The organism is Oceanobacillus oncorhynchi (assembly GCF_000821065.1).
Lineage (GTDB): Bacteria > Bacillota > Bacilli > Bacillales > Amphibacillaceae > Oceanobacillus > Oceanobacillus oncorhynchi.
In genome coordinates, this window is the sequence record NZ_CDGG01000001.1 from 2688622 (window position 1) to 2705511 (window position 16890).

The 16890-nt window shown below is 37.9% G+C and carries 15 protein-coding genes and 1 pseudogene; 9 read left to right on the forward strand and 7 right to left on the reverse strand.

Translation table 11 applies throughout. The features are described from left to right. Positions 1-64 precede the first annotated feature (64 nt). Complete coding sequence (locus BN997_RS12855) at positions 65-1726, forward strand: IS1182 family transposase (protein WP_084612884.1); 1662 nt, start codon at positions 65-67, stop codon at positions 1724-1726. A 41-nt stretch (positions 1727-1767) separates the two neighbouring features. Here BN997_RS12855 and BN997_RS12860 read toward each other — a convergent pair whose 3' ends face one another. The 3 genes from BN997_RS12860 to BN997_RS12870 all read right to left on the reverse strand — a co-directional run bounded on the left by BN997_RS12860 (position 1768) and on the right by BN997_RS12870 (position 4040). After that, a complete protein-coding gene (locus tag BN997_RS12860) occupies positions 1768-2253 on the reverse strand; it encodes a DUF4188 domain-containing protein (protein ID WP_042532786.1) in 486 nt (161 codons plus the stop codon). 20 nt (positions 2254-2273) lie between these two features. Then, entirely contained in the window at positions 2274-2813 is a 540-nt protein-coding gene (locus BN997_RS12865; RefSeq protein WP_042532788.1) for a PadR family transcriptional regulator, read from the reverse strand. A gap of 228 nt (positions 2814-3041) precedes the next feature. Continuing rightward, positions 3042-4040, reverse strand: a complete 999-nt coding sequence (locus tag BN997_RS12870; protein WP_042536103.1) for an NADP-dependent oxidoreductase — start codon at positions 4038-4040, stop codon at positions 3042-3044. A 232-nt stretch (positions 4041-4272) separates the two neighbouring features. Here BN997_RS12870 and BN997_RS12875 point away from each other — a divergent pair, with 232 nt between their 5' ends. Next, positions 4273-4626, forward strand: coding sequence for an ArsR/SmtB family transcription factor (locus BN997_RS12875; protein WP_042532789.1), 354 nt, complete (start codon positions 4273-4275; stop codon positions 4624-4626). A gap of 231 nt (positions 4627-4857) precedes the next feature. On the opposite strand, the gene BN997_RS12880 is transcribed toward BN997_RS12875, so the two are convergent. Further along, the gene (locus tag BN997_RS12880) at positions 4858-5685 is read right to left on the reverse strand and encodes a MerR family transcriptional regulator (protein WP_042532792.1); all 828 of its coding nucleotides are present in this window, start codon (positions 5683-5685) and stop codon (positions 4858-4860) included. Between the two features lie 102 nt (positions 5686-5787). On the opposite strand from BN997_RS12880, the gene BN997_RS12885 reads away from it, so the two are divergent. The 3 genes from BN997_RS12885 to BN997_RS12895 all read left to right on the forward strand — a co-directional run bounded on the left by BN997_RS12885 (position 5788) and on the right by BN997_RS12895 (position 7347). Then, positions 5788-6222 carry a small multi-drug export protein gene (locus BN997_RS12885; RefSeq protein ID WP_042532794.1) on the forward strand — a complete coding sequence of 145 codons (435 nt, stop codon included), beginning with the start codon at positions 5788-5790 and terminating at the stop codon, positions 6220-6222. Positions 6223-6226: 4 nt separating this feature from the next. Continuing rightward, positions 6227-6466, forward strand: coding sequence for a hypothetical protein (locus tag BN997_RS12890; protein ID WP_042532796.1), 240 nt, complete (start codon positions 6227-6229; stop codon positions 6464-6466). 179 nt (positions 6467-6645) lie between these two features. Continuing rightward, the gene (locus tag BN997_RS12895) at positions 6646-7347 is read left to right on the forward strand and encodes an Rpn family recombination-promoting nuclease/putative transposase (protein WP_052485010.1); all 702 of its coding nucleotides are present in this window, start codon (positions 6646-6648) and stop codon (positions 7345-7347) included. A gap of 129 nt (positions 7348-7476) precedes the next feature. Here BN997_RS12895 and BN997_RS12900 read toward each other — a convergent pair whose 3' ends face one another. Further along, a complete protein-coding gene (locus BN997_RS12900) occupies positions 7477-9519 on the reverse strand; it encodes a HelD family protein (RefSeq protein ID WP_042532798.1) in 2043 nt (680 codons plus the stop codon). Positions 9520-9875: 356 nt separating this feature from the next. On the opposite strand from BN997_RS12900, the gene BN997_RS12905 reads away from it, so the two are divergent. The 3 genes from BN997_RS12905 to BN997_RS12920 all read left to right on the forward strand — a co-directional run bounded on the left by BN997_RS12905 (position 9876) and on the right by BN997_RS12920 (position 12348). Further along, positions 9876-10772 carry an NAD(P)/FAD-dependent oxidoreductase gene (locus BN997_RS12905; RefSeq protein WP_042532800.1) on the forward strand — a complete coding sequence of 299 codons (897 nt, stop codon included), beginning with the start codon at positions 9876-9878 and terminating at the stop codon, positions 10770-10772. A gap of 112 nt (positions 10773-10884) precedes the next feature. Then, entirely contained in the window at positions 10885-11211 is a 327-nt protein-coding gene (locus BN997_RS12910) for a magnetosome magnetite crystal formation protein family (protein WP_042532802.1), read from the forward strand. Between the two features lie 240 nt (positions 11212-11451). Beyond that, complete coding sequence (locus BN997_RS12920) at positions 11452-12348, forward strand: NAD(P)/FAD-dependent oxidoreductase (protein ID WP_042532806.1); 897 nt, start codon at positions 11452-11454, stop codon at positions 12346-12348. Between the two features lie 82 nt (positions 12349-12430). On the opposite strand, the gene BN997_RS12925 is transcribed toward BN997_RS12920, so the two are convergent. Both BN997_RS12925 and BN997_RS22590 read right to left on the reverse strand, forming a co-directional pair. Then, positions 12431-13897: a UDP-N-acetylmuramoyl-L-alanyl-D-glutamate--2,6-diaminopimelate ligase gene (locus BN997_RS12925; protein ID WP_042532807.1), complete on the reverse strand. Its 1467-nt coding sequence runs from the start codon at positions 13895-13897 to the stop codon at positions 12431-12433. A 344-nt stretch (positions 13898-14241) separates the two neighbouring features. Beyond that, positions 14242-14430, reverse strand: a pseudogene (locus BN997_RS22590) (CAP domain-containing protein); the annotation flags it as partial. 290 nt (positions 14431-14720) lie between these two features. Between BN997_RS22590 and BN997_RS12930 the strand changes: the two are divergent. After that, positions 14721-16838 (forward strand): peptidoglycan D,D-transpeptidase FtsI family protein, encoded by a 2118-nt coding sequence (locus BN997_RS12930; protein ID WP_338112891.1) that lies wholly within the window; start codon positions 14721-14723, stop codon positions 16836-16838. Positions 16839-16890 lie beyond the last annotated feature (52 nt).

Genomic DNA, 16890 nt, shown 5'->3' on the forward strand with positions numbered 1-16890 from the left:
CAAAAAAAGGATACCTTCTGATAAAGTTAAAGTACCACTACAAAAACAGAATCGAGGTATCCTTATGTATAAATATTATAACGTAAATCAAATCGTTTTGCCATTAGATTTCGAGATGAAATTACAAGAAAATGATATAGCTTATACAGTCCATGAATTTATTGAACAGATTCCAGAAGAAGCTTTCACCGGTTTTATCCGTCAGACAGGCTGTCCAGCCTATCATCCGCGTATGATGATGAAAATTATTTTATGTGCTTATACCCAGTCAGTGTTCTCTGGCCGAAAAATCGAAGGATTATTAAAAGACAGTGTGCGGATGATGTGGCTTGCGCAAGGATATGAGCCCAGCTATCGTACCATCAACCGTTTTCGTGTGAATCCGGAAGTAAAAGAACTATTGCGTCAGTGCTTCGTTCAGTTTCGTTGTCAGCTGGTGGAAAAAGAGTTGATTGATGCAGAGGCTATCTTTATCGATGGAACCAAAATCGAAGCCAATGCCAATAAATTCACGTTTGTCTGGCGAAAATCGATTGAACGCTATCAAGCAAACCTTATCAAGAAATCGAATGCACTCTATGAAGAACTGGTAGAAAAAGAAATTATTCCAGAAATCGAACGGGAAAGCCCTGAGGCTCTAACGACAAAGGAACTTCAACAGATGGCAACGGATTTGGATAAGTCTGTCCAAACCTATACGGAACAAATCGAATCAAGGGAAGAAGCACAAGACCGAAAAGTTTTGCGTTCGGAACGAAAGCAACCAAAACAAGCCTTAAAAAAGGTACACGATTTCATTCGCCGTAAAGAAAAATATGAAGAAGCATTGGAGATTTTAGAAGAACGTAACAGCTATTCTAAGACGGATCATGACGCCACCTTTATGCGGTTGAAAGATGATCATATGAAGAATGGGCAGTTGAAAGCTGCTTATAATGTGCAATTGGCAACGGAAGGACGTTACGCATTAGCCTATGATATTTTTCCGAACCCTACGGACACACGAACATGGATTCCTTTTTTAGATCGGATAGAAAAGGATTATTTTGCGTTGCCTGATTTCCTCGTAGCAGATGCAGCTTATGGAAGTGAACAGAATATAGAAAATGTCACCCTGGAACGATTACGAACTGCCCTTATCACTTACAATATGTATCGTAAGGAGAAGAAGAAAAAATATAAAAACAATCCTTTTAACACCGCCAACTGGGATTATGATGCCAAACAAGATGCCTTTACTTGTCCAAACGGACAAGCTGTTACCTATCGTTATGATGCCAAGCGGACAGATAAGTATGGTTACCAGCGACAATTTAAGGTCTATGAATGTGAAGATTGTACAGGCTGTCCTTTACGAGAGCAATGTACCAAAGCAAAGGAAGGCAACAACCGAAAAATATTTTATAATGAAAAATGGGAAGCACAAAAGAAGACGATACGAGAACAGCTTTCAGATGAAGAAATGGGCAAGCTTTACGGAAAACGTAAAATAGATGTAGAGCCTTTCTTTGGATTCTTGAAGGCTAATTTGGGTTTCACTCGTTTCTCTGTACGAGGAAAACCCAAAGTGGAAAATGAATTGGGATTCGCCTTAATGGCAGTGAATCTGAGAAGATACGCTGCCTCTAGCCGCTTTTTATGTACCTACCTATCAATGATTTCAAAAAAAGATGGATTTCACATTAAAATCCGATGTGAAATCCATCTTTTCATTATTTTTGGCTAGTTATGTCCCAGCCTCTTTTTGTGAAGGGAAAAGAAACGGAATTAGTTTAATTTTACGCCTTGCAGCCGTTTACGTGCCGAATTATGCTGTGCTGTGATAGGAATATGCTTTTTCGCATTTCCCATGCCGAATAAGGGCATATTTCGATAGACAGATTCATAACTCCCGGCTTTTATCTGATAGGTTTCATGATAGAAGCCGACAGCATCATTTTCCCCAACTTTCTTGTTGAAATTCTGCCATGCTTTCAAATGTTTTTTTCCTTTGGCATAAGCGAGCAAATCCTCTGTAGAACGCCAGTATTGAACCATGATGGTAGTGCGCAGACCAAAATAGCTTTCCATGGAAAGAAACCCTAATTCCTCTTGGTTTTCATACAATTCTTTAATCATACCGGGCATGGCTGTAAACACAGGTCCCCACTTCCGGACCGCGAGCCGTTTATTAATACGCATCCCAATAATAAAAACAACAACATCCTGATCATTTTCCGTAGTATACCTGCCAGAGTAGATTTTTTTACCCATGGATGATTCCTCCTTAAAAATTAGAGTTCCTTAATTGTGGCCTCACACCATGCGATAGCAGCTTCCGTCACACGTTTTCCATAATCTAAAGTAAACAGCCAATATTTTGCATCCTGATGATTCGTGTTATGGCGGGAAATACCTTCTTCAATTCCTTCATATGTTTGATACAGCTTCTCTAGCTTTTGCTTATAATCCGCTAACAGATAGAGACTTTGTTCCTTTGTCTGATGCCTGCCAAAAAACAGCTTCAGCAATACTTCATTCCGCTCGACTGGCAATTGCGTTAACGGCTGCTCCAGCCAATTTTTTAAAACATCTTTGCCTTTCTCTGTCAGAAAATATTCCTTGCGCTCTGGTTTTCCTTCTTGTACTAATGTTTGAACGGTAGCTAAACCTTCTTCTTCCAGCCGCTTTAATGTCGGATAGATTTGTCCATAGCTAATTTTCCAAAAATGATTCAGGCTATTATCAATAAACTGTTTTATTTCGTAGCCTGAACGACAGTTTGTGGTTAAAATGCCAAGTATGGCGTATGTGCTGTCATTATATTTTTGCATTTATCTCACCTTATATCTTTTTGATATATATTATTTAGATATATAATAAATGAATTTGGGCTGGAAGTAAAGAGTGGAATAATAGTTTTATGTTTTTTCAATTAGTTCGGTTCGTATATACCTTCTAATATGAAAAAGCTAATCAGCAGGGCATCACCTTATTGAAAAAGCTTCTGCCGTGCTGGTTAAAGAGAGAAAGATATAATTAAAACATACATCAAGAACAAGTCACTTGATTTTAATAACAATTTTACCTTTTGCCCTGCCTGATTCGGAATATTCCATTGCTTTTTGTACATCTTCAAAAGGAATAACCCGATCAATGAATGGTTTGATTTTTTCAGCCTCGATAAGTTCTTTGATTTTATTTAATTGCTCGCCGCTGGGCTTCATGAATAAAAAGTTATATTGCACTTGATATTGCTTTTCTAATTTTGTTAATTTCCTTGAAATCAATCTAAAAGCGATTGTTTTCCAAAAAGGATAATTATTCTCTTTTCCAAAGCGGCCATTTGGGAGGTCGGAGATTGATACAATTTTTCCGCCGGCTTTCAGGATTTGAAACGAATTAACTAGAGCATCGCCGCCTAAGGTATCATATACGTAATCATAATCAGCTAATACTTCTTCAAAATTTTCTTCCCGATAATTTATGACCTTATCTGCACCCAGGCTCTCTACTAAATCTTTCCCGGCACTACTTGCGGTTGTAGCGACGTAAGCTCCCATCTCTTTAGCTAATTGAATCGCAAAGGTTCCAATTCCGCCAGAGCCTGCCTGAATCAAAATTTTGTCTTTCGGCTTAAGATTTAATATCTCATGAAATGCCTGATAGGTAGTTAACCCGACTAATGGTACGGACGCTGCTTCTTCAAATGTTACGTTTTCTGGTTTGAGTGCAATATCATCTTCATGAATAGCAATATATTCAGCAAAAGTACCGATCCTTGATTTTCTTGGACGTCCATAAACAGAATCCCCAGCTTTAAATTTCGTTACATTTTTCCCGGTTTTGAGGACTGTTCCGGAAAAATCATTTCCAAGAATCAATGGCATTTTATAGTTGATGAGCGGCTTTAATTTTCCGTCTCTAATTTTGAAATCAACCGGATTAATACTCGCAGCGTGAATTTCTACTAATACATCATCATCAGATATTTCAGGAATAGGAACATTCTCCAATTGCATATTTTTTTGTCCATATTTATGAATAAGCATTGCTTTCATATGTTTTTTCATTTGATAAATCTCCTTATTAGAATAATGGTTTAAACATTTAAACGTTTGAACTAATAATGTATGATAGCTTGATTTTTAAAAAATGTCAACTAATCAAATGAAAAGTAACTTCAAAGATCATTTTCTAATTATGCACAACGAATCCATGCTATTGACGTAATAAAAATTTAATGGTTTAATAATTTGAACGATTGATTATTCAAATGAAACGAGGATGTATATGAAAACAAATAAAATAGAGAATTTAAAGAATGAATTTGATGAAGTAAAGGATTTTCTTATCGCTTTAGGGGATGAAAAAAGACAAATTATCATTGTTGCTTTATTGAATGACCATGCTTGCAATGGATGCCAAGGGCTTCGTGTAATTGATTTAACAGAAGCAACGAAGCTGTCACGACCAGCTGTATCACATCATTTAAAGATTTTGAAACAAATTGGAATCGTTGATATCCGCCGGGAGGGAACAAAGAATTATTACTATCTTTGCAATGCAGTGCCGGAAATGAAAAAGCTGAGGGATTTGCTGGATAATGTTATGTCGGTCATGGCAGAAGGGAAAGAGAAAGTGTGAAACGAATTTTTTGTGCTGACCGATTAGCTTGAATATAGCGAGGATATTAGGACGGCAATATGTTGAGCAATTGTAGAAGCTGGATTATGTGAATTTAAAGGGGCTATTCTAATTGACCCTCGCAGTCTAGAGGGACTGATGGGGCCGTGTTTTCTATTAGTATAAAGACGATGAGTGTATTGGTTTATCAATATAACTCATATTAAACATATATACAGCAAGCAAAGTCGCTCAGTTATTTTCTTCTACCTCAATCATTATTTTAATTACGTAATTTGCACTTACATTCAAGCTGCTTCCATCCATTAGGTAGAGATACTCTTCAAAGCTGTCACCACAAATACGATATCCTGTCTCATTCAAATAATCTTTTATTTGTTCATATGTTTGATACGTATGCATATAGCTTCCTTTATGATAGCCAATGACATATTTTCCAGCTTTTTTCTCAAATGTCTTTGTTAAATGAAGCTGGTTCTCACGTAAATAGAAATAGGAATAATTTAAATAATCTCCTGTTTCTATTTGTTCGTGGCGAATAAGAGCACCCCAATTTTCCACATTGATTTCGCCTTGTTTTACATATTTCATAAACGATATAACCATTTTTGTGATGTCTTTATGAGAATAATTTAAAATATTTTCACTTAATACAATCTGTTCTACCTTCATATCCTCGATAGTAAATTGATCAAGGTCTAATTGTGATGCTTCTTCCATTTGCCTTTTCTGATTTTTAATGAGGTGCTGGATACGCTGCATTTTCCGTATTTTTATATCCACCAGTTTTTCTTTTTCCGTTAATAAATCAGTAATCTTCTTTGTGTTTTTGGAATGTAAAAAGTCTTTGATTTCCGCCAAAGACATTCCGATTTCTTTTAACATATCAATCACGCTATAAGCCTCAGCTTGTTGAATCGTGTAATAACGGTATCCATTTTCATTTTTGTATTCCGGTTCTAACAGACCAATTTCATCATAATGGAATAGCGTTTGCTTTTTGACCTCACATAAATCTGCAAATTCTCCAGTTGTCATCATTTTTTTGGAAGAATCCATTTCATCACCAACTTTACGCTTGAGTATACGGTAACCATATACTTTATATTATACTATAGGAATAAAGAAAATGTAGTGTAAAGAAAGAGGAGAGTATAATTTATGTTTAATTATTTGAGCTTAGCGGCTACTGCATGGTTTATTGGGTTCTTTCCAATGTTTGAAATATATATTGCAATTCCAGCTACGATGGTGATGGGATTAGATGCGGTTTCTTCCATTATCTGGTCCAGTTTTGGGAATTTTCTTCCGGTCCCGTTCATTGCTTTTTTCTATCAGCTTCTTGCAAAATCAGAACGTATTAAGAAATGGCTGGATAAATTAGCAAACAGCAAATATAAATATCGTATCGAAAAGCAAGGACCATTAGTTGTTGTGTTGCTGACACCGATCATTGGTTCATGGGCTGTTGCAGTGATTGCCAATGGAATAGGGATGAATAAAGTGAAGTTATTCATATCCGCTGGTGCAAGTATTTTGGTATATGGGATTGTTATTGCAGTTTTGACATATTATGGTGTCGCTTTTGTAGGCTGATAAAATGCAGCAGAAATATAAATCCACCTATGCAGCCGGAGTAGGTGGATTTATATTTCTGCTGCTTATTTCAAGTCTATTGTTCACAGTACCATTAATTCTAGAAAAAAAAGCAGACTACATGAAGCATGATCGGCTGAAAAAAAAGCTGATACAAGAGTTTTTTGAAGAATTTATCGAAGCTTTTTTCCCCAATCTTCACCCTCACATTGATTTCTCCAAGGTCACCTTCCCCGCAGTGTAACTGGCTGGGACTGCGGTTACTCGTCCCACCGAAGTGCTTTTGTAAGACTTCCACATCAAAAATAAGAAAATCTGTTATTTCAAAGTGGAAGGTCTAACAGCCAGTAACGGCCCGATTGGTTCAACTAACAGCGGTTTTGATGGGGCGAGTAGTCGCAGTCCCATTCAGAATACCGCTGAATGAAGTTTCACTTTATCGAACAAGAAGTGTATCTGGACTACATCAATGGCCGCAAGAAAGAAATTGACGTTCTCGCAGCAGTAAAGCTGAACCACGAAGACAAAATACTCCATATTTATACCGAAGCGCAATCAACTCATGAAGCAAATTTTCCCGAAAGAATGTTTCTCTATTTTTCTTACCTTTACGCCAAACACCGCAAACCCATCGCTGTTTTGAGTTATAATAGGGAAAAAGAAGAACCGACGCAATTCAGAATCGATCCCCCCACCCAAGACGTCCTTCAATTTAACTTTTTACAATTACACTTAATCAAGAAAAACTGGAAAGCATATATTCAATCAGACAACCCGGCCGCCGCAGCCTTGCTCAGTCAGATGGGATATGAAGAGCATGAGAGGGTTCAGGTGAAGCTGGAGTTTCTGCGCATGATCACCCGTATGCAAATCAACCCGGCACAAATGATGGAGCAAATGGAGAACTTGCCGGAGGAGGAAAAAGACATGGTTTTACAGCTGCCGAATTCTTATTTTGAGAGAGGAAAAGAGGAAGGGATAGAAGAAGGCATAGAGAAAGGAAAGCAAGAAATCGTTTTAAAATTGATAAAAAAGGGCATGTCTATCAGCGAAGTAGCAGAAATTACAGAGTACAGCGAAGCAGAGATTAAAAAGCTTGCAGGCAAGCAAGGAAAAGAAGAATAAGTAATCCGCATGCTATAGTATAAAAAAAGTGAGCAGGTTATATTTCAAACTGCTCACTTTTTATACTGAAATAAAAAGCAACTTCCACCAGCCAAATGAATTGCTTTTCATCTCTGTCTAATTCAATATTTATACATTAGAAATCAGCTTCGATGCATTTCCGCTGTGAATAACGGATAAATGATGCAGCGCTCTGGTACAGCCAACATATAATAATTTTGCGGTTTGCTCTGTCACTGGATAACGCGTTTCATCAACATCGACCATTAATACCGTATCAAATTCCAGTCCTTTAGATACATATACAGGCAATAAGGAAATGCCTCCTTCGTACGACTTATCCTCGGTAGTAATCATGGTTAACTCTGGAATCTTTTCTTTTAGCTTTGGATAAACCGCATTACAATCAGCTTCCGATCTTAAAATAACTGCAATGGTCTTCATCTCTTTATTTTTCATATCATGTATCCAGCTTGTGATTTTCTCTAATTTTTCCTCTGTATCTACTTGTTGGATCTGTACCTCCTCACCGCTTCGAAATACCGGTTCTGCATAGGCCGGACGATTGGCAAGATGACGGAGAATGGTGTTGGAAAACGCAATAATCTCATACGTGGAGCGGTAGCTTTTTGTCATTTGGAAGAATTTCGAGCGGGATGTGCCGAAAAGGTCAATAAAGTTTTCCCACTCGTCAATTCCTTCGTTGCTGTGAATACCTTGTGCTAAATCTCCTAATATCGTAAATGACGCTGTTTTAGTCCGTGCATGCAATACAGAAACCTGATAGGGCGAAAAATCCTGTGCTTCATCAATCACCACATGATCAAATCGCTCGTCTCTTTCAATTCCATACCAATAATCATGAATATCGAGCAGGGGAGCCAGGTCATCTAAAGTTATTTTATCCTTAGGCGGCAAAAGGTCTGTTCTTTCCATCTTTTTTAAGATTTGTGCGTACAGTTCATAAGGTTTTCTTTTTTTCCATTTCCTTAAATATCTTCTTAATTCCTTTTTGCCGTCTTTACGGGCTTGCTCCTGTTCTTTTTTCTCTTCATACATCTTAGCTTCTATTTCTATCCACCGTGTTAATTTTGCTTTAAGCCTATCATATTTTTTAGTGGCTGGATTGCCTTTAAAATCAGCTTCAATCCAAGTGTTAATTTGTTCTAAGGGAACACCTTTTTTATTTTCCCAGGGAATAAAATCTTCTTCCGGGATCCAATCCTTTTCTAGTTGCGATAACTGCTCCCTGATTTGCTGCTGGAATTCTAAAGAGCCTTTCCAATTATTCTGTTCTGCTGTGCCGGATTCAAAAAAAGCCTTCCTTCTTTCACTGAGAGATTCCAGCTTACATTTCGGATCATCGATAATGGAGGTCATGACCCACTTTGGAAAGGTGGTCTGGACAATATCTCCGACCCCTAATTCCGGCAATACTTGTGAAATATAATCAAGAAAGATGGTATTCGGTGCAAAAATAATCATCCGGTGCGCCGTTAATTGCTCCCGGTATTCATATAATAAATAAGCTAATCGGTGCAGTGCCACAGTGGTTTTTCCGCTTCCGGCAACACCTTGGATGATAACAGCCTTGTTTAAAGGATAACGGATGATTTCATTCTGCTCTCCTTGGATGGTCGCAACAATATCACGAAGTCTGTTATCCTTTTGGTCTTCCAGCTTATATAATAAGAATTCATCTCCTCCGGAAGCCTCCTGCTCTCCACGAATATAGCGGTCTACCACTCTTTGAAGCTCCTGATTGTAAGTGACGATATTTCTTTTTAAATAAATTTCACCTTCTACGATGCCGTCTGGTGAAAGATAATAGACGTCATCCTCACTCCCGCTAAAGCCATAGAACAGGCTGGCTATCGGGGCACGCCAATCCGTAATCAGAACATCTCCGGTGTGCTCATCAAAAACACCGGCTTTCCCGATATAGGTGGCTTTCACTTCCTCCTTTTCTTCTTCTTTAAAATCAAGACGGGCAAAATAGGGTTCCTTTTTAGCAATCGTCAGAGATTCTCTTACACGCTGCCGGCTGCCTTCCAATACGTTTTCTGTGAAATCATCGCCGATATATTCCGGTATTTCGGCTAAACGTTCATATTGCTTGTTGATAATTGATAAGGTTTCATGTAATTCCTTTTTTTCTTCCTCAAATGCCATTGCGAATCCCCCTTAACTGAATGTCTTGTTCATTTTAGCAATGAAATTAAGAAAAAAATAGACTTATATATTTCGTTGATGTATACTATTAAATACAGTCATGCCAAAAAATAAAATTACATATAATGGAAAAACACTTGAAGAAGCGAATCCTTTTTCAAGTGTTTTTTTGGAATAAAAATGTAAATCTAATTCAAGCAGAGAAGCTTTGTGGATAACAGTGAATTATTCGAAGTGGTTTCATTTTCCTATGATGTGAATTATATCGACTTCCATCTTGATAAAGCACATGGATTCCTTTATAGTAAATTCATCATTACGAAATTTCATCCTGCAGTAAAAAGGAGGAAATCATCATGTTGTATGATTGCGCAGTTATTGGAGGAGGACCTGCCGGATTAAATGCATCACTTGTTTTAGGCAGGGGTAGAAAAGAAATTATTTTATTTGATGACGATACACCTCGTAATGCCATAACACAGGAATCTCATAATTTTATTACCAGAGATGGGATTCATCCAGCAGCATTTAAAAAAGCGGCTTATGAAGATTTAAATAAATATCCAACGGTTTCCGTTGAAAGAAATCAAGTGGTTGATATTGTTCCTGCTGCCTCTTATTTTCAGATTCAAACAGGGAGAGGGCAGGTCTTTGATGCGCAAAGAATTATTTTGGCAACGGGATTAAAAGATATTCTTCCTGAGATAGAAGGTATCCAACAATTTTACGGAACAAGTCTTTTTGGATGCCCGTACTGTGATGGGTGGGAGCTGAAAGATCTTCCATTGGTTTATATTGCTGCATATCCACATGCTTTTAACAGTGTGAAAATGGTTTCGAATTGGAGCAAGGATATTGTTGTTTGCACAAATGGGAAGGATAGTATATCTCCAGAGGAAAAAGCTATCCTAGCACAAAAGAATATTCCGGTTTTAGAAGACGAAATTTTGCGGCTGCAAGGAGAAGGCGGGCAATTAAAAAGCATTCAATTTAAGAATGGGAAGGAACTCCGTCGCGAAGCCGGGTTTATTTCGTATAAATTACAGCAGGCTGCACCATTTGCCGGGCGTCTGGGTTTAGAATCCAATGGCGCGGGGGGAATTAGAATAGATCCCTATGGACGCACAAGCAGGAAAGGTGTATATGCTGCAGGAGATAATGCTGGCGGTCTGCCTCAACAGATTGTAGCTGCGGCTGAAGGAAGCAAAGCGGCGATAAGTGTACTCAGTGATTACGTGGCAGAAAACTTTTAAATAATTTATTGTTTACATACACCCTTTTATCATTAAAAGAGGGTGTATTTTTGAGGAAGGAAATGATAAAATAACTTCCTTATTATTAGAGAATATTGAAGGAGTTTATTGGATGGAAGGGAATAAATTATTATCATCATTATGTTATTTTAGTATCTTTTTTGCGCCATTTTTATTTCCGATTTTGGTATGGATTCTTGGAGATGAGGAAACAAAAGGGCACGCGAAGAAAGCCTTATGGACACATCTTATTCCAATTATCGCAACCATTATTGCAGGAATCATTATCTTTTCAATTGGCATCGGACAAGTTTGGACAGATGAAGTAAGCGGCAGATTATTTATTGCAATGATAATTGCGATAGCTGTGTGTTTTATCATTGATGTGTATTATTTTATCTGGAATATTGTTAAAGGGATTAAGGTACTGAGCTCTTAATAACGAATTTAGAAATGAAATATAAAAATAAGTAGAATCTATAGATGATGGGATATTTTTCTATAGGTTCTTTTATTTTACATATAGTACAGATTGAAGTAAAAAAGAATCTCATCAGCTTCTGCTTGAATCAAAGAATGGATAAGAAAGAATCTCCTTACTTGATAAATCGTAATCATTACGATATAGTTAATAAAAATTACGCAAAACAGAACCTGCGTAACGAAGGAGGAGATTATATTGGTATATGATTGTGCTGTTATCGGGGGAGGCCCTGCCGGGTTAAATGCATCTCTTGTTTTAGGCAGAGGAAAAAAAGAAGTGATTTTATTGGATGATGATGCCCCGCGCAATGCTGTCACACAGGAATCTCATAATTTTATTACCAGAGATGGTGTAAAACCAGCTGAGTTTCGGGAAGCGGCCCATGCAGATTTAAAAAAGTATCCGAATATAGTGATTCAAAAAGACCGGGTGACCGATATAGATTCGGCTGCTTCTCCTTTTCGCATTCACACAGAAGCAGGGAAGGATTACGAAGCAAAAACCATTATTCTGGCAACAGGACTGAAGGATGTATTGCCTGATATCCAAGGAATCCATGATTTTTATGGAAAGAGCCTGTTTGCCTGCCCTTTCTGTGATGGGTGGGAGCTAAAAGACATTCCGCTGGTTTATATTGCTGATGGAGAATTTTCTTTTCATGGTATAAAAATGATTTCCAATTGGAATAAAGATATAGTCATTTGCACAAATGGCAAAGAAAGCTTCTCCGCTGAAGAAAGAGATATTTTGAAGCAAAAGCAATTCGAGGTTATTGATGATGAAATTTTACGATTGCAAGGAGAAAATGAGCAATTAAAAGCAATTTTATTTAAGAATGGAAACGAATTGTATAAAGAAGCAGGTTTTATATCTTATAAAATGGAGCAGGCTGCCCCTTTTGCTGAGCGCCTGGGTTTAGAGCTGAACGAGATGGGTGGAATTAAAACAGATTCGCAAGGCCGGACAAGTATCAAAGGGATTTATGCCGGCGGAGATAATGCATCTGGTCCGCCGCAGCTGATTATTGCTGCAAGTGAAGGGAGTAAAGCGGCGATAGGGGTGATTAGTGATTTTGTGGAGGAAACATTTTAAATCATAAATTGATAAGTGAAACCTTATTCAGCAGGGATTTTCTTTTTAACCCTCGCGGAATGAGGTTTCACTTTATTCGCAGCTATTTTAATAAATTACGCAGTTTTAAATGTTCCTTTTCTAACACCCTTTTCCCTTCTTTTTGCAAAACATACTCCACAGTTTCTCTATCGGAGCTCACTGGCAAACTGAAATCCAAGCGATAACGTTCATTTCCTTTCCCCGTGATGATTACCCAGTCTTTTTCCGCTGCCTTTTCAATAGCATACTGTATAGCTAAGGTGCGATCTGAAATAACCTGTCCTTCGTTTAGTTCATTGAGCTCTTGGAGCATAGCAGCAGAGGGGACGCCATTTAAGTCATCAAATGTAAGAATGATTTCATCCGCCAGTTTTTTAGAAACAGTTATCATTTTATTTCTTTTACTGGAATCTCTGTCTCCTCTAAAACCAAAAACATGAAAAACTTTTTCGGCGCCCTCGATTTTAGCAGTGGTAAGACAATTAGAAAAAGCTTCTGCAGTATGGGCATAATCTACAACAATTGTTGTCCCATTTGAACGCTTGAATAGTTCAAATCTTCCGGGAACACCAGAGAATGTACGTAATGATTTCATGATTTGCTGAATGGGGACGCCTATTTGCGAGGCTGTCAAGAATGCCATCGCCGCATTATACGTATTATGCTGTCCCAGGATAGTTAATTGAAGGGGAAGGTTACATCCTTTATAGGAGATTTCAGAAAAACCAGGGGTTATTTTATTTATCTTTAGCGCATCGCTTTCTTTATTCCCTAAAGTAATTAAGGAGAAATTACGGGATGGAAGTATGCTGCTAAGCTTTGCTCCCCATTCATTATAGTTGTTGATAATCGCATACCCATGGTCTTTTAATGCTTCAAACATTTTGGCTTTGGTTAAGAAATAATCTTCCATCGTGTGATGATAATCAAGGTGGTCGTGATCTAAATTGGTAAACAGACCAAAATCAAATTCAATTCCATGTATCCTGCCCTGCGCTATTCCATGTGAAGAAACCTCCATAATAACAAATTCGTCCTTACTTATTGCCAGGTGCTTTTGCAGGCTCAGCGCATCGGGTGTTGTATTCAGCGAAGGATACGTTTCCCCATTGATTATCGTGTTTACGGATCCAAACATGGCACATGTATGACCAGAATCCTCTAAAATATGTTTTATCATATAAGCTGTCGTGGTTTTCCCGTTTGTACCGGTGATACCAATTATTTTTTTGTCTTTTGCGGGGTTTCCGTAAAATTCAGAAGCTATTTCAGCTAAAGCCAGACGGCTGTCAGGAACTCGAATATATGGTACGGATAACTCTTGGAGGTCTTCTTCTCCTATAATACAAACCGCACCGGCCTTGATTGCCTGATTAATAAAATCATGACCATTAAAACTGTATCCCTTTATAGCGATGAATAAGTCATTTTTATCTGCAGATTTGGAATTTGTTGTTATTTTATTGATTATCATATTTGGTATACTCATCGGTTTACTAATATTTTTCAATAGTTGTTGTAAATTCATGTGTTGTCACCTCTTAAACATAGGGAATGATACGGGAGAATGTAATATTACCTTAGGTTTTGCCATTTGAAGATAATTTATTATAATGATGGGCAGGTAATTTGCCATCGAGAAGAAATAAATTCGTCATGGGAAATCCCGATAGAAGAGAGGCTGTAAAAATTTCAAAGTATTTGCTTTAAAATATGGCGATTCTTCTAGTAAGGAAAGCTTATAACGCAGATGCGTTAATAATTTATTATCATTATATGTAGGAAGAGAAGAGCAAAGGCAAATTCAAAGTAAATATATTTCTTCTCTTCCAGAACCAATGGATGTCACCCTTTTAAATAGCTGTTTGGGCGTTAGTATAACCACTGATCATTTAAAAAATTCTCTGTGAAAAATGGCTGATTGTCATCATTAAAATCGACACCAACTCCTAATTCAGCAAAGTTATCCTGCAATATATTCTCACGGTGCCCTTCGGAATTCATTAAACCCTGATGAGCAAAAACGCTGCTGAATTGTCCATAGGCCAGGTTCTCGTTAGAAAAATAACTGCCTCATATCTTATAAAGGGATTTTTTATAAAACAGGGTTTATTTATACAAGGAAAGAGGTATTAAATAGATGAAAAAGCGTACCAATATTAAAAAGAAATTTCTGAAAACATTAAAACGGATTGGTTAACTTGATATGTACTTACTTGAGCTTTACAATCTGAAATGGGAATAATCAGCAGAATGAATTATTTTAAATTTGTTGCTCAATCAGCTGACAAAGTATTTCAAGAAAGATATCATATTGATAATATACTTGAAATAGAACAAGGAGGGGAAAAGTGGCAGACAAAAAAAATAAGAAAAAACGAGCCCCGCTCTCTATACGTATGAATATCCTCTTTTTTGCCATCTTCCTATTATTTTCTGCGCTCGTACTTCAGTTAGGTGTTGTTCAGATTTTAAATGGAGAATCGTATCAAGATGAAATTCAGAGGACGAATTTAGATACAACGAATGTACCCGTACCCCGGGGGAAAATCTATGATACCAATGGAGAACTTATTGTAGATAATGAAGCAATGTATTCTATTACGTACACACCTTCGAATGATGTGCAAGCAGAGGAGCGTCTGGAAGTAGCTGAAAAGCTGGCGCAATATATCGATATGGGTGATGAACAAACCATCGATCGAATAACAGACAGAGATAGAAGAGAATATTATCTATTGCATCATGAGGAAGAGATAGAAGAGCGGCTAGAGACGGTCAATACAGAAGAAATGGAGAATTCCGAGGTATATGATGCCACGCTGGAATTAATCACAGATGAAGAAATTTCCGATTTTACAGATGATGAATTAGAGATTATTGCGATAAAAAAAGAATTGGATAGTGCCTATGCTTTAACCCCGCAGGTTGTCAAAAATGAAGATGTCACAGCCGAGGAATATGCAGCTGTAGCGGAAAATTTAGATGAACTGCCTGGAATCAATGCCAGTACAGATTGGGACCGCGTTTATCCAAATGGAGACACGTTAACTAGTATTCTAGGCAACGTCTCCAGTCAGGAAGAAGGTATTCCTGAAGAGGATTTGAATGCTTACTTAACAATGGGATACAGCAGAAACGATCGTGTTGGTACAAGTGGACTTGAGGAGCAATATGAAGATTTCCTTCGCGGTCGTAAAGAACAAATCCAATATACGACAAGCCAAAATGGATCGATTATCGGTTCAGAAACGATTGTGGACGGCGAACGGGGAAAAGATTTAGTATTAACGACAGATTTAGAATTTCAGCAGGAAGTGGATGATATTTTATTAGATGAATTTCAATCCATGAAAGCAAGCAGCCCATATGAAAATCGGTTTGCAACCAATGCCTATGCTGTTGTTATGAATCCGAAAACGGGAGAACTGTTAGCCACTTCTGGTGTAGAATATGATACCGAGAATGATGAATATAATAATAATGCCGGGTTTACAGCGTTGGCTAACGCGCATGAGCCTGGTTCCAGTATTAAAGGGGCAACAATTCTGGCAGGTTATGATTCCGAAGTTATTTCTCCCGGGGAAACGTTTAACGATGCACCGATGCGGCTGGCAGGATCGGAAGTGAAAAGGTCGGTTCAAGATATGGGAACGGTAAATGATTTAACTGCACTGGAAAGGTCCTCTAACGTTTATATGTTCTATGTTGCCTTGCGGTTAGGGGGAGACTATCGTCATCCGATGCCGCGAAATGCCAATTTAGATATAAACATGGGTGAAACGTTGCAAACCCTGCAAAATTATTTTAATCAATTCGGACTCGGTTCGACTACAGGAGTGGACTTTCCATATGAGAGTACTGGATTAAGAGGACAGGTTCCTGATAATCCAGGGAATCTGCTTGATTTTGTCATCGGGCAGTATGATACGTATACGACCATGCAGCTTGCTCAGTATGTATCCACGATTGCGAATGATGGCTATCGTGTTCAGCCTCATTTCTTAAAGGAAGCCCGTGATCCAGTTGCTTCCATGGATGAGCTTGGCCCATTGTATTATTCGTCCAATACAACGACGATGAACCGAATTGAGATGACAGATGATGAAATTAGTCGTGTGCAGGACGGGTTTCGTCTTTCCTATCAAGGGTCACAAGGAACAGGTAATGATTATTTCGATGATAAATCATATAACCCGGCAGGAAAAACAGGGACAGCAGAGTCAGCGGAATTTGTTGATGGAGAGCGGTTTGACCTCAATAATTTAACCTTAGTCGGCTATGCACCATTTGATGATCCGGAAATTGCTTTTGCAGTAGTTGTACCGCATGTTGGAATTGGTGAAGGAGATCAGATTAACTTAAAAGTTGGGGAACGTGTTTTAGATTCCTATTTTGAAGTCAAAGAAGATCACGACGAAGAAGCTGAGGGTTCTGATGGTGATAGTGATAATGAAGAGGAAGAATAATCAACGTTTACTATCTCCTATATTGTATGGATGAAGATAAAAAAACTATATT